Raw genomic sequence first — 17736 nt, forward strand, 5'->3', positions numbered from 1 at the left:
GACGAAATGATCGATGCGCATATCCTTTCAAACAACTAATCCAATTGGGTTTGTTAAGTGTTGCCTTCTTTAAGAAAATACGTAAAATAATTATAAAACTTCATATTGACTTATTACCACAAGTCTTTTTGTTTTTTTTATGGAATCGAATCCGAGCCGCCGGTGGGCGGTCAGCGTACCATACAGGGTTTTTTGCTGTCGAATTTCCAGCCTGGAATCAGGTGCTGCATGGCGATGGAGTCGTCCCTGTCCGCATTGTCCAGCTTCTTGTACAACGCGTGGGCCTCCATCACCTTCTCCATGTCGATTTCGATGCCCAGTCCCGGAGCGTCCGGAATTGTGATGTGGCCGTTCCTGATTTCCATGGGATTCTTGGTCAGATACTGTCCGTCCTGCCAGATCCAATGGGTGTCCATGGCTGTGATTTCTCCAGGGGCCGCCGCCGCGCAATGGGCGAAGATGGCCAGGGAAATGTCGAAATGGTTGTTGGAATGGGATCCCCAGGTCATCCCCCAGTCGTTGCACACCTGGGCGACCCTTACGGAACCGCTCATGGTCCAGAAGTGGGGGTCCGCCAAGGGGATGTCCACGGCCTTGGACACGATGGAGTGGTGGAACTGGCGCCAGTCCGTCGCCACCATGTTGGTGGCGGTGAAGAGGCCGGTGGCCATTTTGAATTCCGACATGATTTCCCGCCCGGAATACCCTTTTTCCGGACCGCAGGGGTCTTCCGCATAGCTCAGCGCATGGCGCATGCCCTTGCAGAGGGAGATGGCTTCCTGGAGGGACCAGGCGCCGTTGGGGTCGATGTTGACCCTTGCGTCGGGGAAGGCTTTGTGAAGGGCGAGGATGGTTTCCATCTCCTTTTCCCCTTCCAAGACTCCCGCCTTCAGCTTGAAGTCCTTGAAGCCGTACCTTTCCTTTGCGGCCTGGGCCTGCTCCACGATGGCTTGACTGGTGAGGGCCACCTGCCGCCTGTTCCTGAACCAGGGGTCGCTGCTTGCGCTTTCATCCAGATAAGGAAGGGCCACCTTGGTCCTGTCCGCGATGTAGAACAGGTAGCCCAGGATCAGCACCTTGTCCCTCTGCTGGCCGTCTCCCAGCAGTGCCGCCACCGGCAGGTTCATGTATTTTCCCAGCAGGTCCAGCATGGCGGATTCCACCGCCGTTTCCGCATGGACCACGAACTTCAGGTTTTTCAGGTCGAGGCCTTGCAGACCTTCGCCGTTGTCATTGGAGGTGTCGGTGCCTCCCCGCAGGATTTGGATGACCTTCCGGTAGTTCCCTATTTCCTGTCCCACCACAAAAGGCTTGTACGCTTCCAGCGCCTGGGTTATGTGTTCCCCGCCATGGACTTCTCCAAGTCCGGTGTTGCCTGTGCTGTCCGTCAGGATGACGATGTTCCGTGTGAAGAAGGGTCCATGGCAGCCGCTGAGGGTCAGCAGCATGCTGTCGTATCCCGCTACGGGAATCACCTGCATCTCCGTGATGACCGGGGTTCCTTGTGTGTTCATACCGATTTTTTCCTCCATTTTATTCTTCATCCTCCACGACCAGCATCTCCTGGTCCCTCCTGCTGTTCCTGTAGTGGCTGGCCGCCGACCAGACGATGGATGCTAGGGCGAGGACCAGGAAGGTTCCCGAGATCGGGTTCGTCAGGAAGCCCGAGAACTTCCCTTCCGAGAACATCAGTCCCCTGCGCAGATTGGTTTCCGCCATGGGTCCCAGAATGAAGCCCATGATGAAGGGCGCATGGGGCGCCTTGAATTTGACGAACAGGTATCCCACCAGACCGAACACAAGGATGGTCCATACGTCGAACACCCGGCTGTTGATTCCGAAGGCGCCCACCACGCAAAGCACGAGGATGATTGGAAGCAGCAGGTGCTTGGGCACGTTCAGCAGTTGGGAGAAGATCCGCAGTCCATAGAATTCCAGGATCAGCATGGCTACCGAGGATACGATCATCGCAATGAAGATGGTGTACACCAGGGTGGCATTGTTGGTGAACAGCAGCGGACCCGGCTGGATGCCGTGGAGCATGAATCCTCCCAGCAGGATGGCCGTCACCGCATCCCCTGGAATCCCCAGGGTCATCAGGGGGATCAGCGCACCACCGATACCTGCATTGTTGGCGGATTCGGAGGCCACGATTCCGTCAATCACTCCCGTTCCGTACAGATGTCCCCTTTTCGAGCGCTTTTTGGATACCGTATACGCGACGATGTTTGAAGTGGCCGCACCTATTCCCGGCAGGATGCCGATGCAGACGCCCAGGAGGGAGGACAGCCCGCAGTTGGGCAGCTGTTCCCTGAACTCTTTCCAGGAGAACCCGAAGCCCTTGATGGACTTCATGCTGACCTGGGCCACTTCATCCTTGGAAGCGCTCTTAATCTTCTCCGCAGTCTTGATGACCTCCGAGATGGCGAACAGTCCCACCAGGACCGTCAGGGTGTTGAAGCCGCCCTTCAGCTCATTCGTTCCGAAAGTGAACCGTACGGCCGCATCCACCGGAGCGATGCCCACGGTGCCGAAGGCGATTCCCAACACTCCGGCAAAAATCCCCTTGATCATGGATTTTCCGGAGAGGGCCGCAATCAGCGTCAGCGAAAAGATGGCGATTGCGAAGTATTCATGGGGGCCGAACTTGATGGCGACCTTCGCCAGGTTGGGGGCGACCAGCATCAGGGCCAGGATGCTCAGGATCGTTCCCACGAAGGAGAACACGATGCCCACGCCAAGGGCTTTCGGCCCTTCTCCTTTTTCCATCATGGGATGGCCGTCAAAGCAGGTGGCCACCGAGCTGGGTGTTCCCGGAATCTTCAGCAGGATTGCGGAAATCAATCCCCCGGACGTGGCTCCGATGTACAGGGCAATCAGGATGGAAATCCCCACTCCGGGAGACATCCCATAGGTGACCGGAAGGAACAGGGCAACGGCCATGACCGCCGTCAGCCCGGGGACCGCACCGAACAGGATCCCCACAGCCACGCCGATGAAGATGAACAGAAGGGTCTGGATTGCAAACACAGAACCCAACGCTTGAATTACATGTTCCATAACATTAACCTCCTAAAATGGCAGGATGCCTTGGGGGAGCATCAGGTCCAAGCCGCTTCTAAACGCAAAGTACAGGGATGTGGAAGTGACCAAAGCAATGATGACATACTGGACATACTTTCTCTTTTGACCCGCCGGAGAGAGGATGCTGAATGCCAGGAAGAGGAACGCCATGGTTGTGAACAGGAATCCCACGGGCACCAGCAAGGCGATGTACACCACAATCAACAACAGGATCCTGACCACCGTTTTGTAATCCGACTTCTCCGGGACATAGGCCCCTTCGTTGAACCGGGCGCTGTCCCTGATCCCGAACACCACCTGCAACCCGCCCAGGACGAACATGAGCACCGAAAGCACATAGGGCACAAACTGTGCGTCCACCACTGCATCCTTTACGCCGCCGACGACCATCTGGGTCGTCTGGAAGAAATAGAATGCGGCAAACGCCAAGACCAAACACCCGAATATGAGGTTTGCGTACTTGCTGAATTTCATAACTTTACCTCCTGCTATACTTGGATAATCACCAGGCACACCTTCCAATCCTCCTTTTCCCGGCAACGGCACCTGTGCATTGCCTCTCTGTTTCATTGATATCATTATAACGAATTTTTCCTGGAATTGACATGTCCGGCCTGTATTAAAAAAAAACGGATCCTTGTACAGTTTGTACAAGGATCCGTTTTCCTTTCCCGAGAACAAAAACACTCTGCATAGGGGATTTCTTGCGGGTCCCCTTATTTCTTATGGAAATAGTAGGCCAATTCGTTCAGGAAGTCCCTGTCTTTGGCATTGGCGATCGGGTCGATGTTAAGGACATCCTTGATCTTGTTCAGCCTGAACAACAGGGTGTTCCTATGGACAAACAGGGATTTTGCGCTGTTTACGACATTGTAGTTGTTTTGACGCAGTGCCTCCACCGTCTCCCATACCAGCTGCTTCTCCTCCTCATCGAAAAGGGACACATAGGTGTTGAAGATGTTGTCGTACTCCTTGATGGTGACCAGGCTTCTGAAATAATCCAGGACGTGGTCCTGGAAGAAGAAGACGCCGCTCTTCTCCTTGATTTTCAGCCGCAATTCCTGGGCGTGCAGATAGGATGCCCTGTACTTCAGCACACTGCCCTGGAGGGAACCTATGAAAAAAGCGACCCTATGGATGGGACTCTCCCCCGGAAGCTGTTCGGCGACCGCCTCCAGATATTCGTCCAGTCCTTTCCGATAATCCCGGACGACATTTCCCCGAGGCGCTCCAAGGCTCTTGAAAAGGATCACGTCGTCGTTCCTTGCGATTGTCACGATGTCTTGCCGGGAATGCCCTTCCGCCGCCAGCAAGGCCGCAATGACCGCTTGGGACGGAATCTCCTGACGGGCATGGAGGATGATGCATACCCGCAGCAGGTCCTTGTCCAATCCCAAATCTTCGGCCATGTTTGCCGCCACGGAAGCCTCCACGTTCTCCTCAAAAAGCACATAGTACAGGAATTGTTCCGCCTTGTTCTTGCGCTTCCGTTCCGTTTCCATCTGGAGCTCGTACTCCAGCATGGCTTCCATGGAGGTTTTCACCAGGGCCGCAAACGCATTGACCGATTCAGGGTTTCCAGTGACGCAGATGACGCCCACATGCTTGTTCTTGTAGTCGATGAACAGGTTCACTCCCGGCTTGGTCCCCAAGTATTTCTGGTCCTCCTGGACAATCCCGGTATCCAGGCTTCCATTCAGCATTCCGAACGCGACCTCGTGGAAGTCTCCAATCCTGGACGCGTCCTTGCTGGCAATGATGATCCCCTTGTCATTCATGATGTTGATGTTGTACTCCAGATGGTGCGCCGTCTTTTCTATGAATTTTTGGGCCAATGCCGGTTCCAAAATAGACATGTGTACCTCCTTGTCCTGACTGCCCTATTGTTTTCCTATACATTCTACACTTTTTTCGGCACATGCACAAGGGCGTCCCGCTTACCCAGATCCCCAAATCCCACCATCCTGCCGCCCTTCGGGTCATAGAGCTGGAAACCCACCGTACGGAGGCTCTCCCTGAAGCCGATGGCCTTCACAGGCTCCCCCTCGGGGATCAGGTCCAGACAGGTCCGCAGGTGGTAGTTGGGAATCCTGGAGTTCAAGTGGTGGATGTTGTGGAATCCGATGTTCCCGGTGAACCAATGGAGCACCAGGGGGAGCCTGTAGTAGGAGCTGCCTTCCATGGCGGCCCTGTAGTGGTCCCACCCTTCCTGGCCGGCCCAGTAGACCTCCTCGAACTGGTGCTGCACATAGAACATCCAGACCCCGAAGATGCTGGCGAAGAAGATGATCGGAAGCTGGACCGCCGCCAGGACCCCCAGGCCGATGGTGGCATGGGCCAGCAGGACGATTCCCAGAAGGGCCAGGTCCGTCAGCAGGGTGCTGGCCTTCTCCCCCTTCCGGGAGACCCGGGAGGGGAAGCGGTTCACCAGCACGAACAGGACCACCGGGGAGATGACGAACAGGACCACCGGATTCCTGAAGAACCGGTAGACGATGCGCAGATGCCAGGGGCTTTCCCTGTATTCCTCCACCGTCATGGTCCAGATGTCCCCCACGCCCCTTTTTTCCAGGTTGGCCACCGTGCCGTGGTGGATCATGTGGCAACGCTGCCAGTCCGTGTAGGCCGTGTAGGTGAGGACGCCGGTGAGGAAGCCCACCGCCCGGTTGGCCGCGGCGGAATTGAAGAAGGACTGGTGGGTGCAGTCATGGAAGATGATGAAGGTCCTGACCAGCAGGCCGGCCCCCAGCAGCGCCAGGGGCAGCAGCGCCGGCAGCGGGACGCCCTCCATCACCAGTATGGCCATCAGCACGTTCACCCCCAGATACGGCACCAGCGTGTTCACCATCTGCCACAGGGATTTCCTCCAATCCGCTCTGGCGTATCGTTTCAGTTCCCCTACCCATGCTCTTTTCTCCATATGAAAGACTCCTTAGCGAATTATTGTTTTCTTTCTGATATGGTATACGATACCACATGTCTCGCCGGAAATCCAGTACTTTTTGATAATTGTTCTCATCTTCTTTCGCCCTCCCCCTCCCTCCCTCAACTTCCAACTTCACAACCCCTGCAGACTGTGCTATAATATGGAAGATTAACCAAATTTCCCGGCGTACGTAATATCCCTCGGGTTTTTTAGAAAGGAAACGAACATGTCTTTATTGAAGAAATGGCAAGACCTTGCCTATGTCGAGCGCAACGAAGCGGACTACAACGCATTTTGGGGGGACTACCTGCCCAAGGAGCAAAAGAACTACGAATATCTCCTGAGCCATGCGGACGAGACCTGCACCGGAACGGTCCAGGCCCTGGCGGACAAGTTCCAGATGGAGCTGGTCACCTTCGTAGGTTTCCTGGACGGCATCAACACCAGCCTGGCGGAGGAAATCGACCTGGATGCCGTCACCGGCGACACGGAAGTGGTCCTGGCCATAGATTACGAAAAGCTGTACTACAACATGCTGGCCGCCAAAGCGGACTGGCTGTACAACCTGGCCGGATGGGACGCACTTCTGACACAGGAGAAGCGGGCGGAGATCAAGAAGACCTACAACAGCACCCGCACGGTGGTCAAGGACAAGAAAATCGGCAGGAACGACCCCTGTCCTTGCGGCAGCGGACGCAAATACAAGCAATGCTGCATGTCCAAGGCCCAGTAACGCTGAATTCCCTTGCTTTTTCCCGTTTTGATGTTAGAATGATAGTAATGACATTGTTTTAGGAGGTTTTTTATGCCCGGATGGTTAACAGCCCTATTGATCGTATTGGCCGTCGTTGTCCTCGTGTTGGCCTTTCTGTACTTTTACGGAAAGAAGATGCAGGAAAAGGTCAATACGCAGCAGTCCTTGATCGAACAGTCGAAGGTGACCACCTCCATTCTGGTAATCGACAAGAAGAAGATGCGCATGAAGGACGCCAACCTGCCCCAGATGGTCCAAGACCAGGTTCCTTTCTATCTTAAATTGCGCAAGATGCCTCTGGTCAAAGCGAAGATCGGACCCAAAATCACCACCTTCATGTGCGACGAGAAAGTCTTCAAGGAATTGCCCGTGAAGAAGATGGTCAAGGTCGACCTGGCCGGCATCTACATCGTAGCCATCAAAGGCACAAAGAAATAGGATCCACTTGCAAAGAAGCATATCGGAAAAGGCGAAGGGAGTGCCGTGGCACTCCCTTCGCCTTTTCCTTGTCCCTCTTCATTCCGCTTGCTTATGCCCCATGGCCGCTCCCACGAAGTCCCTGAACAGGGGATGGACGCGGTTGGGTCTGGACTTGAACTCCGGATGGAACTGCACACCCACGAACCAGGGGTGTGCGGGAACCTCCACAATCTCCACCAGCCGGTCGTCCGGGGAAAGCCCCGAAATCAGGAGCCCCGCCTTGCTCAAGGTTTCCCTGTACTCGTTGTTGTACTCGTAGCGGTGCCTGTGCCGCTCGTAGACCAGCTCGTCCTGGTAGGCCTCGTAGGCCTTGCTGCCTTCCGCCACCTTGCAGGGATAGGCGCCCAGACGCATGGTTCCGCCCATTTCGTCCACATCCTTCTGTTCCGGCATCAGGTCGATGACCGGATTGGGGGTCTCGGGATTCAGCTCGGAACTGTGGGCGTCGGTCAACCCCAGCACGTTCCTTGCATATTCGATGACGGCGCACTGCATGCCCAGGCAGATCCCCAGGAAGGGAACCTTGTTTTCCCGGGCGTATTGTACCGCCCGGAGCTTGCCTTCCACTCCCCGGTCCCCGAAGCCCCCCGGCACCAGGATCCCGTCCACTCCGGCGAATGTCCGGGAGAGGTCGGAGTGCTCCACCTCTTCGGAATTGACCCAACGGATCTCCACGTTCCTGCCATGATGGATGCCCGCATGCTTCAAGGATTCCACGATGGAGATGTAGGCGTCGTGCAGCTCCACGTACTTGCCCACCAAGGCGATTTCCACCTTGTCCTCCATATGCTTTTCCTTGTCCACGATGGCCGTCCATTCGGACAGGTCCGGCGTGGGGTTGGGCAGTCCCAGCTTCCGGCAGGTGATGTTGGCCAGTCCCTCCTCCTCCAGCATCAGGGGAATCTGGTAAAGGCTTTCCGCATCCAGGTTCTGGATGACGCAGTCCTGTTCCACGTTGCAGAACAGGGCCATCTTTTCCTTCATCTCCTGGGGAATCTCCTGTTCCGTACGGCAGACCAGGATGTCCGGCTGTATTCCGATGGAGCGGAGCTCCTTCACGGAGTGCTGGGTGGGCTTGGATTTCATCTCCTGGGATTTGGACAGGTAGGGGATGAGGGTGACATGGATGTACAGCACGTTCTCCTTGCCCACATCCGAGGCCACCTGGCGGATGGCCTCCAGGAAGGGAAGGCTTTCGATGTCCCCGACGGTGCCTCCGATTTCCGTAATCACCACATTGGACTGGTTGCTCTTGCCCACACGGTAGACCCGTTCCTTGATGGCGTTGGTGATGTGGGGGATGACCTGCACGGTGGCTCCCAGGAATTCGCCCTTCCTCTCCTTGTTCAGGATGGACCAGTAGATCTTGCCTGTGGTGATGTTGCTGTACTGGCTCAGCTTCTCATCCACGAACCGCTCGTAATGGCCCAGGTCCAGGTCCGTCTCCGCACCGTCTTCCGTAACGAAGACCTCTCCATGCTGGTAGGGGCTCATGGTTCCGGGATCGATGTTGATGTAGGGGTCGAATTTCTGCAAGGTGACCTTGTATCCCCTTCCCTTCAACAACCTTCCCAGCGAAGCCGCCGTGATCCCTTTTCCCAGCCCCGATACGACCCCTCCGGTTACAAATATATACTTCGTCTGCATTCCTTCACCTCGTCACTTGTTCAAACATGTCCTGGCCCTGTGGGAAAACACGGACCGGTTGCAACTTCTACTATTCTAGGGGAACAGGCACTGCAAGTCAAGGCCTGTTCCACAAGACTTCCAGCGCCTTCTCCAAAGGCTTGTCCTCTTTGGAAAGCCGGTCCGCCAGAGCCTGGTTCAAACGCTTCTGTGTGGTGAAATCACAGGTCCCATAGACATGGAGCCCCGCATCCCGTTGGAAGGCCATGACCCCCTCCACCGCCAAGGTGTCATAGCTGTTGTCGCGGGCACCTTGGAAGTATCCCAGATACGCCAGCACCTTCTTCAGTTCCAGGACTTCCGGCCTGACGTCCCCCGGATACAAACGGCGGTCGCTGGAAAGCAGGTCCGGCACCTCCACCACATGGTCCGGAACCACGCCCACGCCGTTGATCTTGTTTCCGTTCCGGCTGAAGAATTCTTCCATGGTCAACTTGAGCTTGTACTCCTCCTCGATGCCGAAAAGATACTGGGCCACCCCTTTTCCATAGGTGGTCTCCCCCACCAGGACTCCCGCGCCGGCGTCCTGTATGGCCGCGGCCAGGAACTCCGTGGCGGAGGCGCTGTGTCCGTTCACCAGCACCGTCATCCGGAAGGGCGCCCGCTCCAGGGTGCTCCCATACACCTTCCGCCGTCCTTCCTTGTTCTCGAAATATACCAGCGGGCCGGCGGGAACCAGCATCTGGCCGATGGCCACCGCCGCATCCACATAGCCGCCGCTGTTGTCCCTAAGGTCCAGCACAAGGTGGGTGACCCCCCGGGTCCCGGCCGTTTCCAGCAGGGTCTTGAATTCTTCCTCCGTATCCTCCGCAAAGCCGCTTAGGACAATCCGCATGGTCTTTTGGGCCCGGACCGGATCCATTCCCGCCAAAGGGATCTCTTCCACTGTGGGAATGCTCACCAGCCTTCTGGAAAAGCTCTTTTCCAGAAGTTCCAGACCCCGTTGGAACACGATCCCCACCCGGGTACCCTCTTCCCCCAGGACCAGTGCCGCCACATCGCCGACCCCCAGGTCCGCCACCTGCTTTCCATCCACGGACAGGACCATGTCTCCCGCCATCACGCCCTGATCCTCCGCCGGACTTCCCCGGAAGACCTTTGTGACCGCGATGCCCAGCGGGGTCTCCCGCATTTCCACCCCGATGCCCACGTACTTTCTGGACACGATGTTGTCGAACTGTTCCGCCTCTTCCCTGGTGAAGAATTCGGAATAGGGATCCAGAATCTGGAACATTCCTTCCATGGCCGCTTCAAACAATTTCTGCTGGTCCAAATCGGGTGTCAGGGAGTTCTGTTCCACGAACTCCATCACATATTGGAAAGTGGCCGCATAGTCCTCCGCCTCCAATCTGGATTGGGCCGCTGCCGGATGCGGCAGCAGCAGGGCCGTGACAAGCAGGGCCGTCAACACTTTTCGCAAGCTTCTTTCCATTTTGGCTCCCTTCCCGCACAGGGCCTCAGATGTACTCCGCCACCATGCTGAATGTGCTGTTTCCCATGCTCATCTGGTTCACTTCCAGGTAATAGACCACCTTCAGGTCGATTCCCCGGTCTGTCTTCCTGAAGTCCACGGACCGGGTCTTGGACAGGATCTCCAGCATTCCCATGGGGGTTTCGTAGGGGGCGATGTGCTGCTCCCCTTCCTTGAACAGCAGATGGGTGCTGGCAGCTCCGAACCGCAGGACCGAAACCAGCCCCGCTTCCACCTTGACCGTGGTCTTGGTGGGTTTTTCCCTGTCCAGTTCCAGGTCATCGAACACGATGTAGGTCTTTCCGTTCTTCTCGTAGCTCTTTCCGATGACGACCATTTCCAGCCGTTCCTCCTGGCCGGAATCGCCCAAGCCCGACTGCATCCCTTTGATGCTGATCCTTACTTTTCTTTCATCCATTCCCTTATCTTCCATTCCTGTCCATTCTTTGGAACGCCAGGTTCAAAAGCGTCTCCACCAGTTCCCTGAGCTCCACTCCTTGGGCCTTCCAAAGCATGGGATACATGCTGATGCCTGTGAAGCCGGGCATCGTGTTGATTTCATTGAAGACCAGCTCGTTGCTGCCTTGCTCCAGGAAGAAATCCACCCTGGCCAGGCCCGTTCCATCCACCGCCTTGAAGATGGACACCGCGCTCTCCCGTACAGTTTCCTCCACATCCTCCGGAAGTTTGGGTGAAATGACGGTTTGGGATTGGGCGTTGTTGTATTTCGCGTCGAAATCGTAAAAATCGGCTGCCGCCAGGATCTCCCCCACGCCGCTGGCCTTTGGGTTGTAGTTCCCCAGCACGGCGCATTCGATTTCACGTCCCACGATCCGCTCTTCGATCAGGATCTTCCTGTCATGCTCGAAGGCCACGGCGATGGCCTCCTGAAGGCTGTCTTCGTCCTCCGCCTTGGAGACGCCCATGGACGAGCCTGCGTTTGCAGGCTTCACAAACACGGGGTAGCCAAGCTTTTCCTCCACTTCCTCCACCAGGTCCGCCACGTCCACCACATCTTCCAATGCGGCCTTCACATATCTGGCCTGGCGGATCCCCAGGTTTTCCACCACGATTTTCGTGTACAGCTTGTCCATGGAAATGCTGGAGGCAAGGATCCCGCAACCCACATAGGGAATCCGGGCGAGCTCCAGCAGGCCCTGGACGCTGCCATCTTCTCCATACAGTCCGTGCAGGACGGGAAAGACCACATCCACCGGAACCTTATCCCATCGCCCTTCCCGTTCCACCAGAAGGGCCTTGTCGACCCCGTCCGGGCTCAGCACCGCTTTGGGACATCCTTCCATCCAGTCCGGATCCTTGATGTTTTCCAGCGCGCCTTCATACAGAAGCCAGCTGCCTTCCCTGGTGATTCCTACAGGAATGACCGCATACGCCCTTTTATCCACATGTGTGGCGATGGTCGTGGCGGAAATCCTGGAAATGTCGTGTTCCGAAGACTGCCCCCCGAACAACAGCACCAAATTCTTCTTTTTCAATATCCTGCACCACCCTTCGTCCAATAGGGAAGGCCCCCGTGATTCACCCGATACCGTCCGGACCCAAGTCCCTTTATTCCGGTTTTTGTCAAGGTGAAACAGGGGAGCCCGCTCCGATGTTTCCTTGTTCTTCATTCAATTATAACGCGATTACTTCGCTTTTTCCACCACAGCTTTGCCCAAAGGCAGGATAACTTTCCCCATCTGGTGGTTGATGATGATCGCAGCCGAGCCATAGAAGGAAAGCAGGGCGATGAGCAGCTCCGACCAGGCGGCCAGCCCATGCATGGCTTCCTTGGCGATCCCCAAGGTGCTGAAGGCCAAGCCGATGAAAAGGAAATCGATCAGCACGAAAATGAAAAATAGGACCTTGTTTGTGGCCATGGAGCCTATGGTCATGTACAGGGTGAAGATCAAGTAGCCCACAAAAGCCACGCCCAGCTGCTGCACATCCGCCTGGGCCGCCAGCTTCTCGCCGAAAATGCCGTTTTGGACCATCCAGGTCATGCCCACGCCATACCAGAAAAATGCGTAGCCTCCAAAAGCCGTCGCTCCGAACATGTTGTTTTTCTTTGCATCTTGGATGCAGGCGTACAACTGCGCCGACGCCCCAAGGAAAATCGCCCAGGGGAGAACCAGGGCGACCCCGTCCGTCCATCCCAGCTTCTGGGAAGAAGCCACCAACGTAACCATTGCCAACCCAAAAAGCCCCAAGGGGGTGGGGTCCGCTACCACAATCTTTCTTTGATCCATTTCCGATGATCCTCCTATGCCGTGTTTTCCTGCCTTTTTATCCCGGATTCCGTTCTCCGGGCGCCAAATACCAAACTATAGTATAGCAAAACCATCCCTCCCGGTCAATACGGACACCAAAAAACTTTTTTCTTCACTTCCCCGTGTTTCTACTATATAATGATAAGCAAGAAAGGGGTGGAATGATGGAAATTTTCAAAATACAATTCATGCTGCACGACACGATCCTCCACGAGGGGGAAATGGGACCGGAGAAATTCAAGCAGCTTCTTCAAACCGGCCATGTGAAGACCGGGGACAGGGTCCTGCGCATCCTCACGGAGCGCACCTATTACGACATCCCCGGGGATGTCTATGTTGTCTTCCTGTCCGAGCTGGAAGAGATCCAAAACCTTTGGGGGTAGTCCATCCCCGCCGCAAAAAAAGAAGAGGCGCGCGGACACGCGCCTCTTCTTTTTTTGCGGCTTCCCTTAATAGGTTTCGCAGAACACTTCGAAATGGGACTGGGGGTGCACACATGCGGGGCATTTCTCCGGGGCCAGCACGCCTTCCATGATGTATCCGCAGTTTCCGCACTTCCAAAGGACAGGTGCATCCTTCTGGAAGACCTTTCCCTGGTCCACGTTTGCGGCCAACTTCTTGTATCTTGCCTCATGCTTCTCTTCCACTTTTGCGATCATGCGGAAAGCGGCGCCCACTTCCTTGAAGCCCTCCTCGTCCGCCACCATCGCAAAGGCCGGATAAAGCTCCGTCCATTCCTCGTTCTCCCCTGCCGCCGCAGCCATCAGGTTGTCGTAGGTGCAGCCTTGGGCAACGGGATAGGCCGCCTGGATTTCAACCGCCATGGGCAGCTCTCCTGCCAGACCTTCGCGGAGCAGGTTGTAGAACCTCTTCGCATGCTCTTTCTCATTGTCCGCAGTCTCAAGGAAAAGATTCCTGATCTGCTTGTAACCTTCCTTGTCCGCCACCGAAGCGTAGAATGTGTAGCGGTTCCTGGCTTGGGATTCCCCAGCGAATGCTTTCAAAAGGTTCTCGGCTGTTTTTGTACCCTTCATTTTACTCATAAGAAACCTCCTCCATCTCTTTGCATGTCCTTCATGGCCGGAGCCCATCTGTAATCATTGTTATGCCCCAACCCTTATCCATTATAACATATTTTCCAAAAATTGACAGTCCGTTCCGTCAATTTCTTGTTTTTTCACTCCCCTTGACAGGAACACATGTTCCGTGTTATGCTGTCTCCACCAGGGAACACATGTTCTTTTTTTGAAGGAAAGGAGGCGGCCGCCATGCCCCACGGTTCCACCCCTGCCCGCACCATTTTCCATATCGACGCGAACGCCGCTTACCTCAGCTGGTCGGCCGCCCACGCCCTTCAGCAGGGGTGCCCCACGGACCTCCGCACCATTCCAGCGGTGGTGGGGGGGAGCGAAAAGTCCCGGCACGGCATCGTCCTGGCCAAGTCCACACCGGCCAAGGCCTATGGGATCCAGACCGGCATGCCTCTGGCGGATGCCAGAAGGCGCTGTCCGGGCCTGGTGGTGGTTCCTCCAGACTACGGCCTTTACCTGAAGGCAAGCGCCGCCATGACGGACCTGCTGCTGGAACATTCCCCCCTGGTCCAGCCCTTCAGCATCGACGAGTGCTTTCTGGAATACCCCGCCGGCTCCCACCTTCCCCCTCTGGCGGCGGCGGACAGGATCCGCGCACGGATGGCAGGGGAACTGGGGTTCACGGTCAACATCGGCATTTCCTCCAACAAGCTCCTGGCCAAGATGGCTTCCGACTTCCAGAAGCCGGACCGCACCCATCTGCTGTTTCCGGAGGACGTCCCCCGGAAGATGTGGCCCCTTCCCGCCGGGGACCTGTTCATGGTCGGTTCCCGGACGGAAAGGAAGCTGCGGAGGCTGGGGCTGTGCACCATCGGGGATGTGGCCCTTGCCGATTCCGCCATGCTCCATTCCCACCTGAAGAGCCACGGCCTCCTCCTCCAGCGTTATGCCCGGGGGATCGACGGCTCCCCGGTCCTCCCGGGAGGGGGCGTCCCCATGAAGGGGATGGGCAATTCCACCACCGCCCCCTTCGACATGGAGCGGCCCGAAGAGGCCCGCCAGGTCCTCCTGTCCCTGGCGGAAACCCTGGGCATGCGCCTGCGCAAGGCGGGCATGCGCGCCGGACTGGTGGCCGTTTCCCTCACCTATGCGGATTTCCTCCATGCTTCCCGGCAGCGGAAGCTGCCGGGAAGCATCGACACCACCCGGGAACTCCACTCCGTTGCCTGGAATCTTTTGGAAGAGCTGTGGGACGGGGCTCCCTTGCGCAAATTGGGAATCCATGTTTCGGCCCTCCAGGAGGGCCGCATCCACCAGACCTCCCTCTTCGAACCGCCCACCGGGGAGAAGCAACGGGCCGCAGAACAGGCGGTGGACCTCTTGCGTTCCCGCTACGGCAATGCCGCGGTCATCCGCGCCTCTTTCCTCCACAGCGGCCTCCCCCCCCACTCCGGAGGCACTTGGGATGCGGAATGCCCCTCCATGTCCTCCCTCCTCTAGGCCGCCTCCCCCACGTTTGCGCAGCGATTCCTCACGGAAGGAAAGGAGAACCCCCTTGAAGACACTGGCCAAACCCATCCAAATGATCAGCTGGACGGAATCCGACGGCCGGATCCATCCTTTGCGCTTCAAGGTCGAAGAGGAAGGAGGCGCTTGCCGGGTCTTCCGGATCCTGGGCCTTCACAGCACCGAACCGGACCGGGTCGCCGGAAACAAGGTCCTCAAATTCGTCTGCGGCATCGTCGTGGACGGGACCGAAAAGGTCTGCGAACTCCGGTACGACTTGGACAGCTGCCGCTGGATCCTCTTCAAGCTTTAGCCTCCAGCAGGAACGCGCAGCTTTTGAAGTCCCCCTCCAGCATGGGCAAGGGGATGCCGACGCCCATCAGCTCGTCGCCTCCGGCCCGCAGCGGGGGCATTTCGCCTCCGCTGGCCGTCACGGTGTAGTCCGCCCCTTCCTCCAGTCCCTCCAGCCGGAGGTTCCTGAAGGGTTCCTGGGGTGCCCCCAGCACCTTGTACCAGAAGACGCAGGCCGCCCGCTTGTCCTCGGAGACGAACATCCACGCGGTCTCGTTGCCCTCGAAGGGACTGGCCAGGCGGTACAGGTCTCCGAACTGGACCAGTCCACGGATGCCCTTGTAGAAGGACACCTGCTCCCGGATGGCCTCCAGGTCGGCTTCCGAGGATTTGGTGATGTCCAGCTCGTAACCTAGGTTGCCCGCCATGGCCACATCCCCCCGCATCTTCATGGAGGTGGTCCTGTGGACCTGGTGGTTGGGGACTTCCGACACATGGGCCCCCATGCTGACCGCAGGATAGGCCATGCTGGTCCCGTACTGGATCTTCAGCCGTTCCACCGCATCGGTGTCGTCGCTGGTCCATGTCTGGGGCATGTAATGGAGCATGCCCGGATCGAAGCGCCCGCCGCCCCCGGAACAGCTCTCGAAGAGGATGTGGGGGAATTCCCCTGTCAGGACCTCCATCATCTCGTACAGCCCCAGCATGTACCTGTGGGCGGTTTCCTTCTGCCTATCCGGAGGCTGGGAGAGGGAATGCACCTCTGTCATGTGCCTGTTCATGTCCCATTTCACATAGGTGATGGGGGCGCCCGCAAGGATCCTGCGGACCTGCTCCACCACGTTCTCCCTGACCTCCTTCCTGGTCAGGTCCAGCACAAGCTGGCTGCGTCCCGTGGAGCGGTTCCTGGAAGGCACATGGATGCACCAGTCCGGATGGTCCCTGTACAGGTCGCTGTCCTCGGAAACCATCTCCGGCTCGAACCAGAGGCCAAACTGGACCCCTTCGTCCCGCACCCTGCGGGCCAGGGCGTCCAATCCACCCTGCAGCTTCTCTCCATTCACGGTCCAGTCGCCCAAGGCCCGCCGGTCGTCGTCCCTTTTTCCGAACCATCCGTCATCCAGGACCATCAGCTCGATGCCGGTGGACGCTGCCATCTTGGCGATTTCGTAGATCTTCTCCTGGTCGAAGTCGAAGTAGGTGGCTTCCCAGTTGTTGACCAGCACGGGCCGCTCCTTGTCCCGGAACCTCCCCCTGGCCAGCCTTTGCCTGTATGCCTTGTGCAGGGTTCTGGACAGGGCCCCCAACCCTTCCCCGGAATAGGCCAGGACCGCCTCCGGCGTCTGGAACGCCTCCCCCGGCTCCAGCATCCAGGAGAATTCGAACGGGTTGATCCCCATGGAGACCCTGGTGGTATGGAACTGGTCCACCTCCGCCTGCCCGATGAAGTTCCCCGAATAGACCAGGTTGATACCATAAGCTTCCCCCTGGGTTTCCGTAGTTCCCTTCTCCACCAGCACCAGGAAGGGGTTCTGCTGGTGGCTGCTGGCCCCCCTACGGCTTTCGATGGAGGTCTGGCCCATTTCCAGGCTGCGCCGCACCAGGTGTCTCTCCCTGATATGGGCCCCGGAGAACTGGAGCATGTCGAAGCCGTCCTTCCTGAAGTCCACGTTCACACTGAGGGCGTCCAGGAGCTTGAGGGTTTCCCCGGATCCGTTCACAATCCGGGCGGAACGCGTCAGGACGTCATGGTCCTTGAACACCGTATAGGAGAGGACCACCCGCAACGGGAGGAGGGTGTCCTCCATCGTGACTTCCAGTGTCTCCACGTGGTCCCCTTCCTCCGCATACAAGGCCGGCAGCCCTTCCAGGGCTTTCTTTCCCGCGAAGATGGCATGCCCCTTGTAGCGCAGGTCCGTGACGGTGCTTCCGTCGGGGAATTCCACCCGGAAGGCGGGGACACGGAAATCCGTGTTCCCGTAGGCGGGATACTCCTGGGGGAGCGTGTCCAGGGAGAACGTCCTGTCTTCCGGGTCCGGATTGGGTGAAAAGCCCCTGTCCATGAACCGCAGGCCCTTGGTCCCATTGTAGCTCCTGATTTTCCTTCCCCAATGGATATGCGCCAGATACCCTTCCCTGTATATCTGCAGGATGTAGCTGAAGGTTTTGCCTGCAATATGGAAGATCCTTTCTTCCGGTTCGTATGTGATTGCCCTGTTCATTTCCATGCATTCCTC

General features: G+C 57.2%; 17 protein-coding genes. 5 read left to right on the plus strand and 12 right to left on the minus strand.

Features of this window, described 5'->3' with window-relative positions; genetic code table 11:
• Positions 1–170: 170 nt before the first annotated feature.
• From GXN74_RS06400 to GXN74_RS06420, 5 genes are all read right to left on the minus strand, one after another.
• A complete protein-coding gene (locus tag GXN74_RS06400) occupies positions 171–1514 on the minus strand; it encodes an enolase C-terminal domain-like protein (protein ID WP_162370098.1) in 1344 nt (447 codons plus the stop codon).
• A gap of 19 nt (positions 1515–1533) precedes the next feature.
• The gene (locus GXN74_RS06405) at positions 1534–3060 is read right to left on the minus strand and encodes a tripartite tricarboxylate transporter permease (protein WP_162370099.1); all 1527 of its coding nucleotides are present in this window, start codon (positions 3058–3060) and stop codon (positions 1534–1536) included.
• 12 nt (positions 3061–3072) lie between these two features.
• Positions 3073–3558, minus strand: coding sequence for a tripartite tricarboxylate transporter TctB family protein (locus tag GXN74_RS06410; protein ID WP_162370100.1), 486 nt, complete (start codon positions 3556–3558; stop codon positions 3073–3075).
• Positions 3559–3800: 242 nt separating this feature from the next.
• A complete protein-coding gene (locus GXN74_RS06415; RefSeq protein WP_162370101.1) occupies positions 3801–4940 on the minus strand; it encodes a CdaR family transcriptional regulator in 1140 nt (379 codons plus the stop codon).
• A 44-nt stretch (positions 4941–4984) separates the two neighbouring features.
• Positions 4985–6004 (minus strand): fatty acid desaturase, encoded by a 1020-nt coding sequence (locus tag GXN74_RS06420; RefSeq protein ID WP_162370102.1) that lies wholly within the window; start codon positions 6002–6004, stop codon positions 4985–4987.
• A 232-nt stretch (positions 6005–6236) separates the two neighbouring features.
• On the opposite strand from GXN74_RS06420, the gene GXN74_RS06425 reads away from it, so the two are divergent.
• Both GXN74_RS06425 and GXN74_RS06430 read left to right on the plus strand, forming a co-directional pair.
• Positions 6237–6743, plus strand: coding sequence for an SEC-C metal-binding domain-containing protein (locus tag GXN74_RS06425; RefSeq protein WP_162370103.1), 507 nt, complete (start codon positions 6237–6239; stop codon positions 6741–6743).
• Positions 6744–6815: 72 nt separating this feature from the next.
• On the plus strand, positions 6816–7202 hold the full coding sequence (locus tag GXN74_RS06430; RefSeq protein ID WP_162370104.1) for a hypothetical protein: 387 nt from the start codon (positions 6816–6818) through the stop codon (positions 7200–7202).
• Positions 7203–7280: 78 nt separating this feature from the next.
• Here the strand turns inward: GXN74_RS06430 and pyrG are convergent, their stop codons facing one another.
• The 5 genes from pyrG to GXN74_RS06455 form a co-directional block, all read right to left on the minus strand.
• On the minus strand, positions 7281–8891 hold the full coding sequence (gene pyrG, locus GXN74_RS06435) for a CTP synthase (protein ID WP_162370105.1): 1611 nt from the start codon (positions 8889–8891) through the stop codon (positions 7281–7283).
• A gap of 97 nt (positions 8892–8988) precedes the next feature.
• Positions 8989–10362, minus strand: coding sequence for a S41 family peptidase (locus tag GXN74_RS06440; RefSeq protein WP_162370106.1), 1374 nt, complete (start codon positions 10360–10362; stop codon positions 8989–8991).
• 25 nt (positions 10363–10387) lie between these two features.
• Positions 10388–10819, minus strand: a complete 432-nt coding sequence (locus GXN74_RS06445) for a YwiB family protein (protein ID WP_162370107.1) — start codon at positions 10817–10819, stop codon at positions 10388–10390.
• 4 nt (positions 10820–10823) lie between these two features.
• Positions 10824–11897: a D-alanine--D-alanine ligase family protein gene (locus GXN74_RS06450; protein ID WP_246208624.1), complete on the minus strand. Its 1074-nt coding sequence runs from the start codon at positions 11895–11897 to the stop codon at positions 10824–10826.
• A 150-nt stretch (positions 11898–12047) separates the two neighbouring features.
• Positions 12048–12650 (minus strand): acetate uptake transporter, encoded by a 603-nt coding sequence (locus tag GXN74_RS06455; RefSeq protein WP_162370109.1) that lies wholly within the window; start codon positions 12648–12650, stop codon positions 12048–12050.
• A 182-nt stretch (positions 12651–12832) separates the two neighbouring features.
• Between GXN74_RS06455 and GXN74_RS06460 the strand changes: the two genes are divergently transcribed.
• The gene (locus tag GXN74_RS06460) at positions 12833–13054 is read left to right on the plus strand and encodes a hypothetical protein (RefSeq protein ID WP_162370110.1); all 222 of its coding nucleotides are present in this window, start codon (positions 12833–12835) and stop codon (positions 13052–13054) included.
• A gap of 66 nt (positions 13055–13120) precedes the next feature.
• Here the strand turns inward: GXN74_RS06460 and rbr are convergent, their stop codons facing one another.
• On the minus strand, positions 13121–13714 hold the full coding sequence (rbr, locus tag GXN74_RS06465) for a rubrerythrin (protein ID WP_162370111.1): 594 nt from the start codon (positions 13712–13714) through the stop codon (positions 13121–13123).
• A gap of 225 nt (positions 13715–13939) precedes the next feature.
• Here rbr and GXN74_RS06470 point away from each other — a divergent pair, with 225 nt between their 5' ends.
• Complete coding sequence (locus GXN74_RS06470; protein WP_162370112.1) at positions 13940–15202, plus strand: DNA polymerase Y family protein; 1263 nt, start codon at positions 13940–13942, stop codon at positions 15200–15202.
• Positions 15203–15257: 55 nt separating this feature from the next.
• The gene (locus GXN74_RS06475) at positions 15258–15521 is read left to right on the plus strand and encodes a hypothetical protein (RefSeq protein ID WP_162370113.1); all 264 of its coding nucleotides are present in this window, start codon (positions 15258–15260) and stop codon (positions 15519–15521) included.
• Here the strand turns inward: GXN74_RS06475 and GXN74_RS06480 are convergent.
• Positions 15511–17727, minus strand: a complete 2217-nt coding sequence (locus tag GXN74_RS06480) for an alpha-galactosidase (RefSeq protein WP_246208625.1) — start codon at positions 17725–17727, stop codon at positions 15511–15513. The genes GXN74_RS06475 and GXN74_RS06480 overlap by 11 nt on opposite strands.
• Between the last annotated feature and the right edge of the window lie 9 nt (positions 17728–17736).

It is taken from the genome of Anaerotalea alkaliphila, assembly GCF_010179735.1.
Classification (GTDB): domain Bacteria; phylum Bacillota; class Clostridia; order Lachnospirales; family Vallitaleaceae; genus Anaerotalea; species Anaerotalea alkaliphila.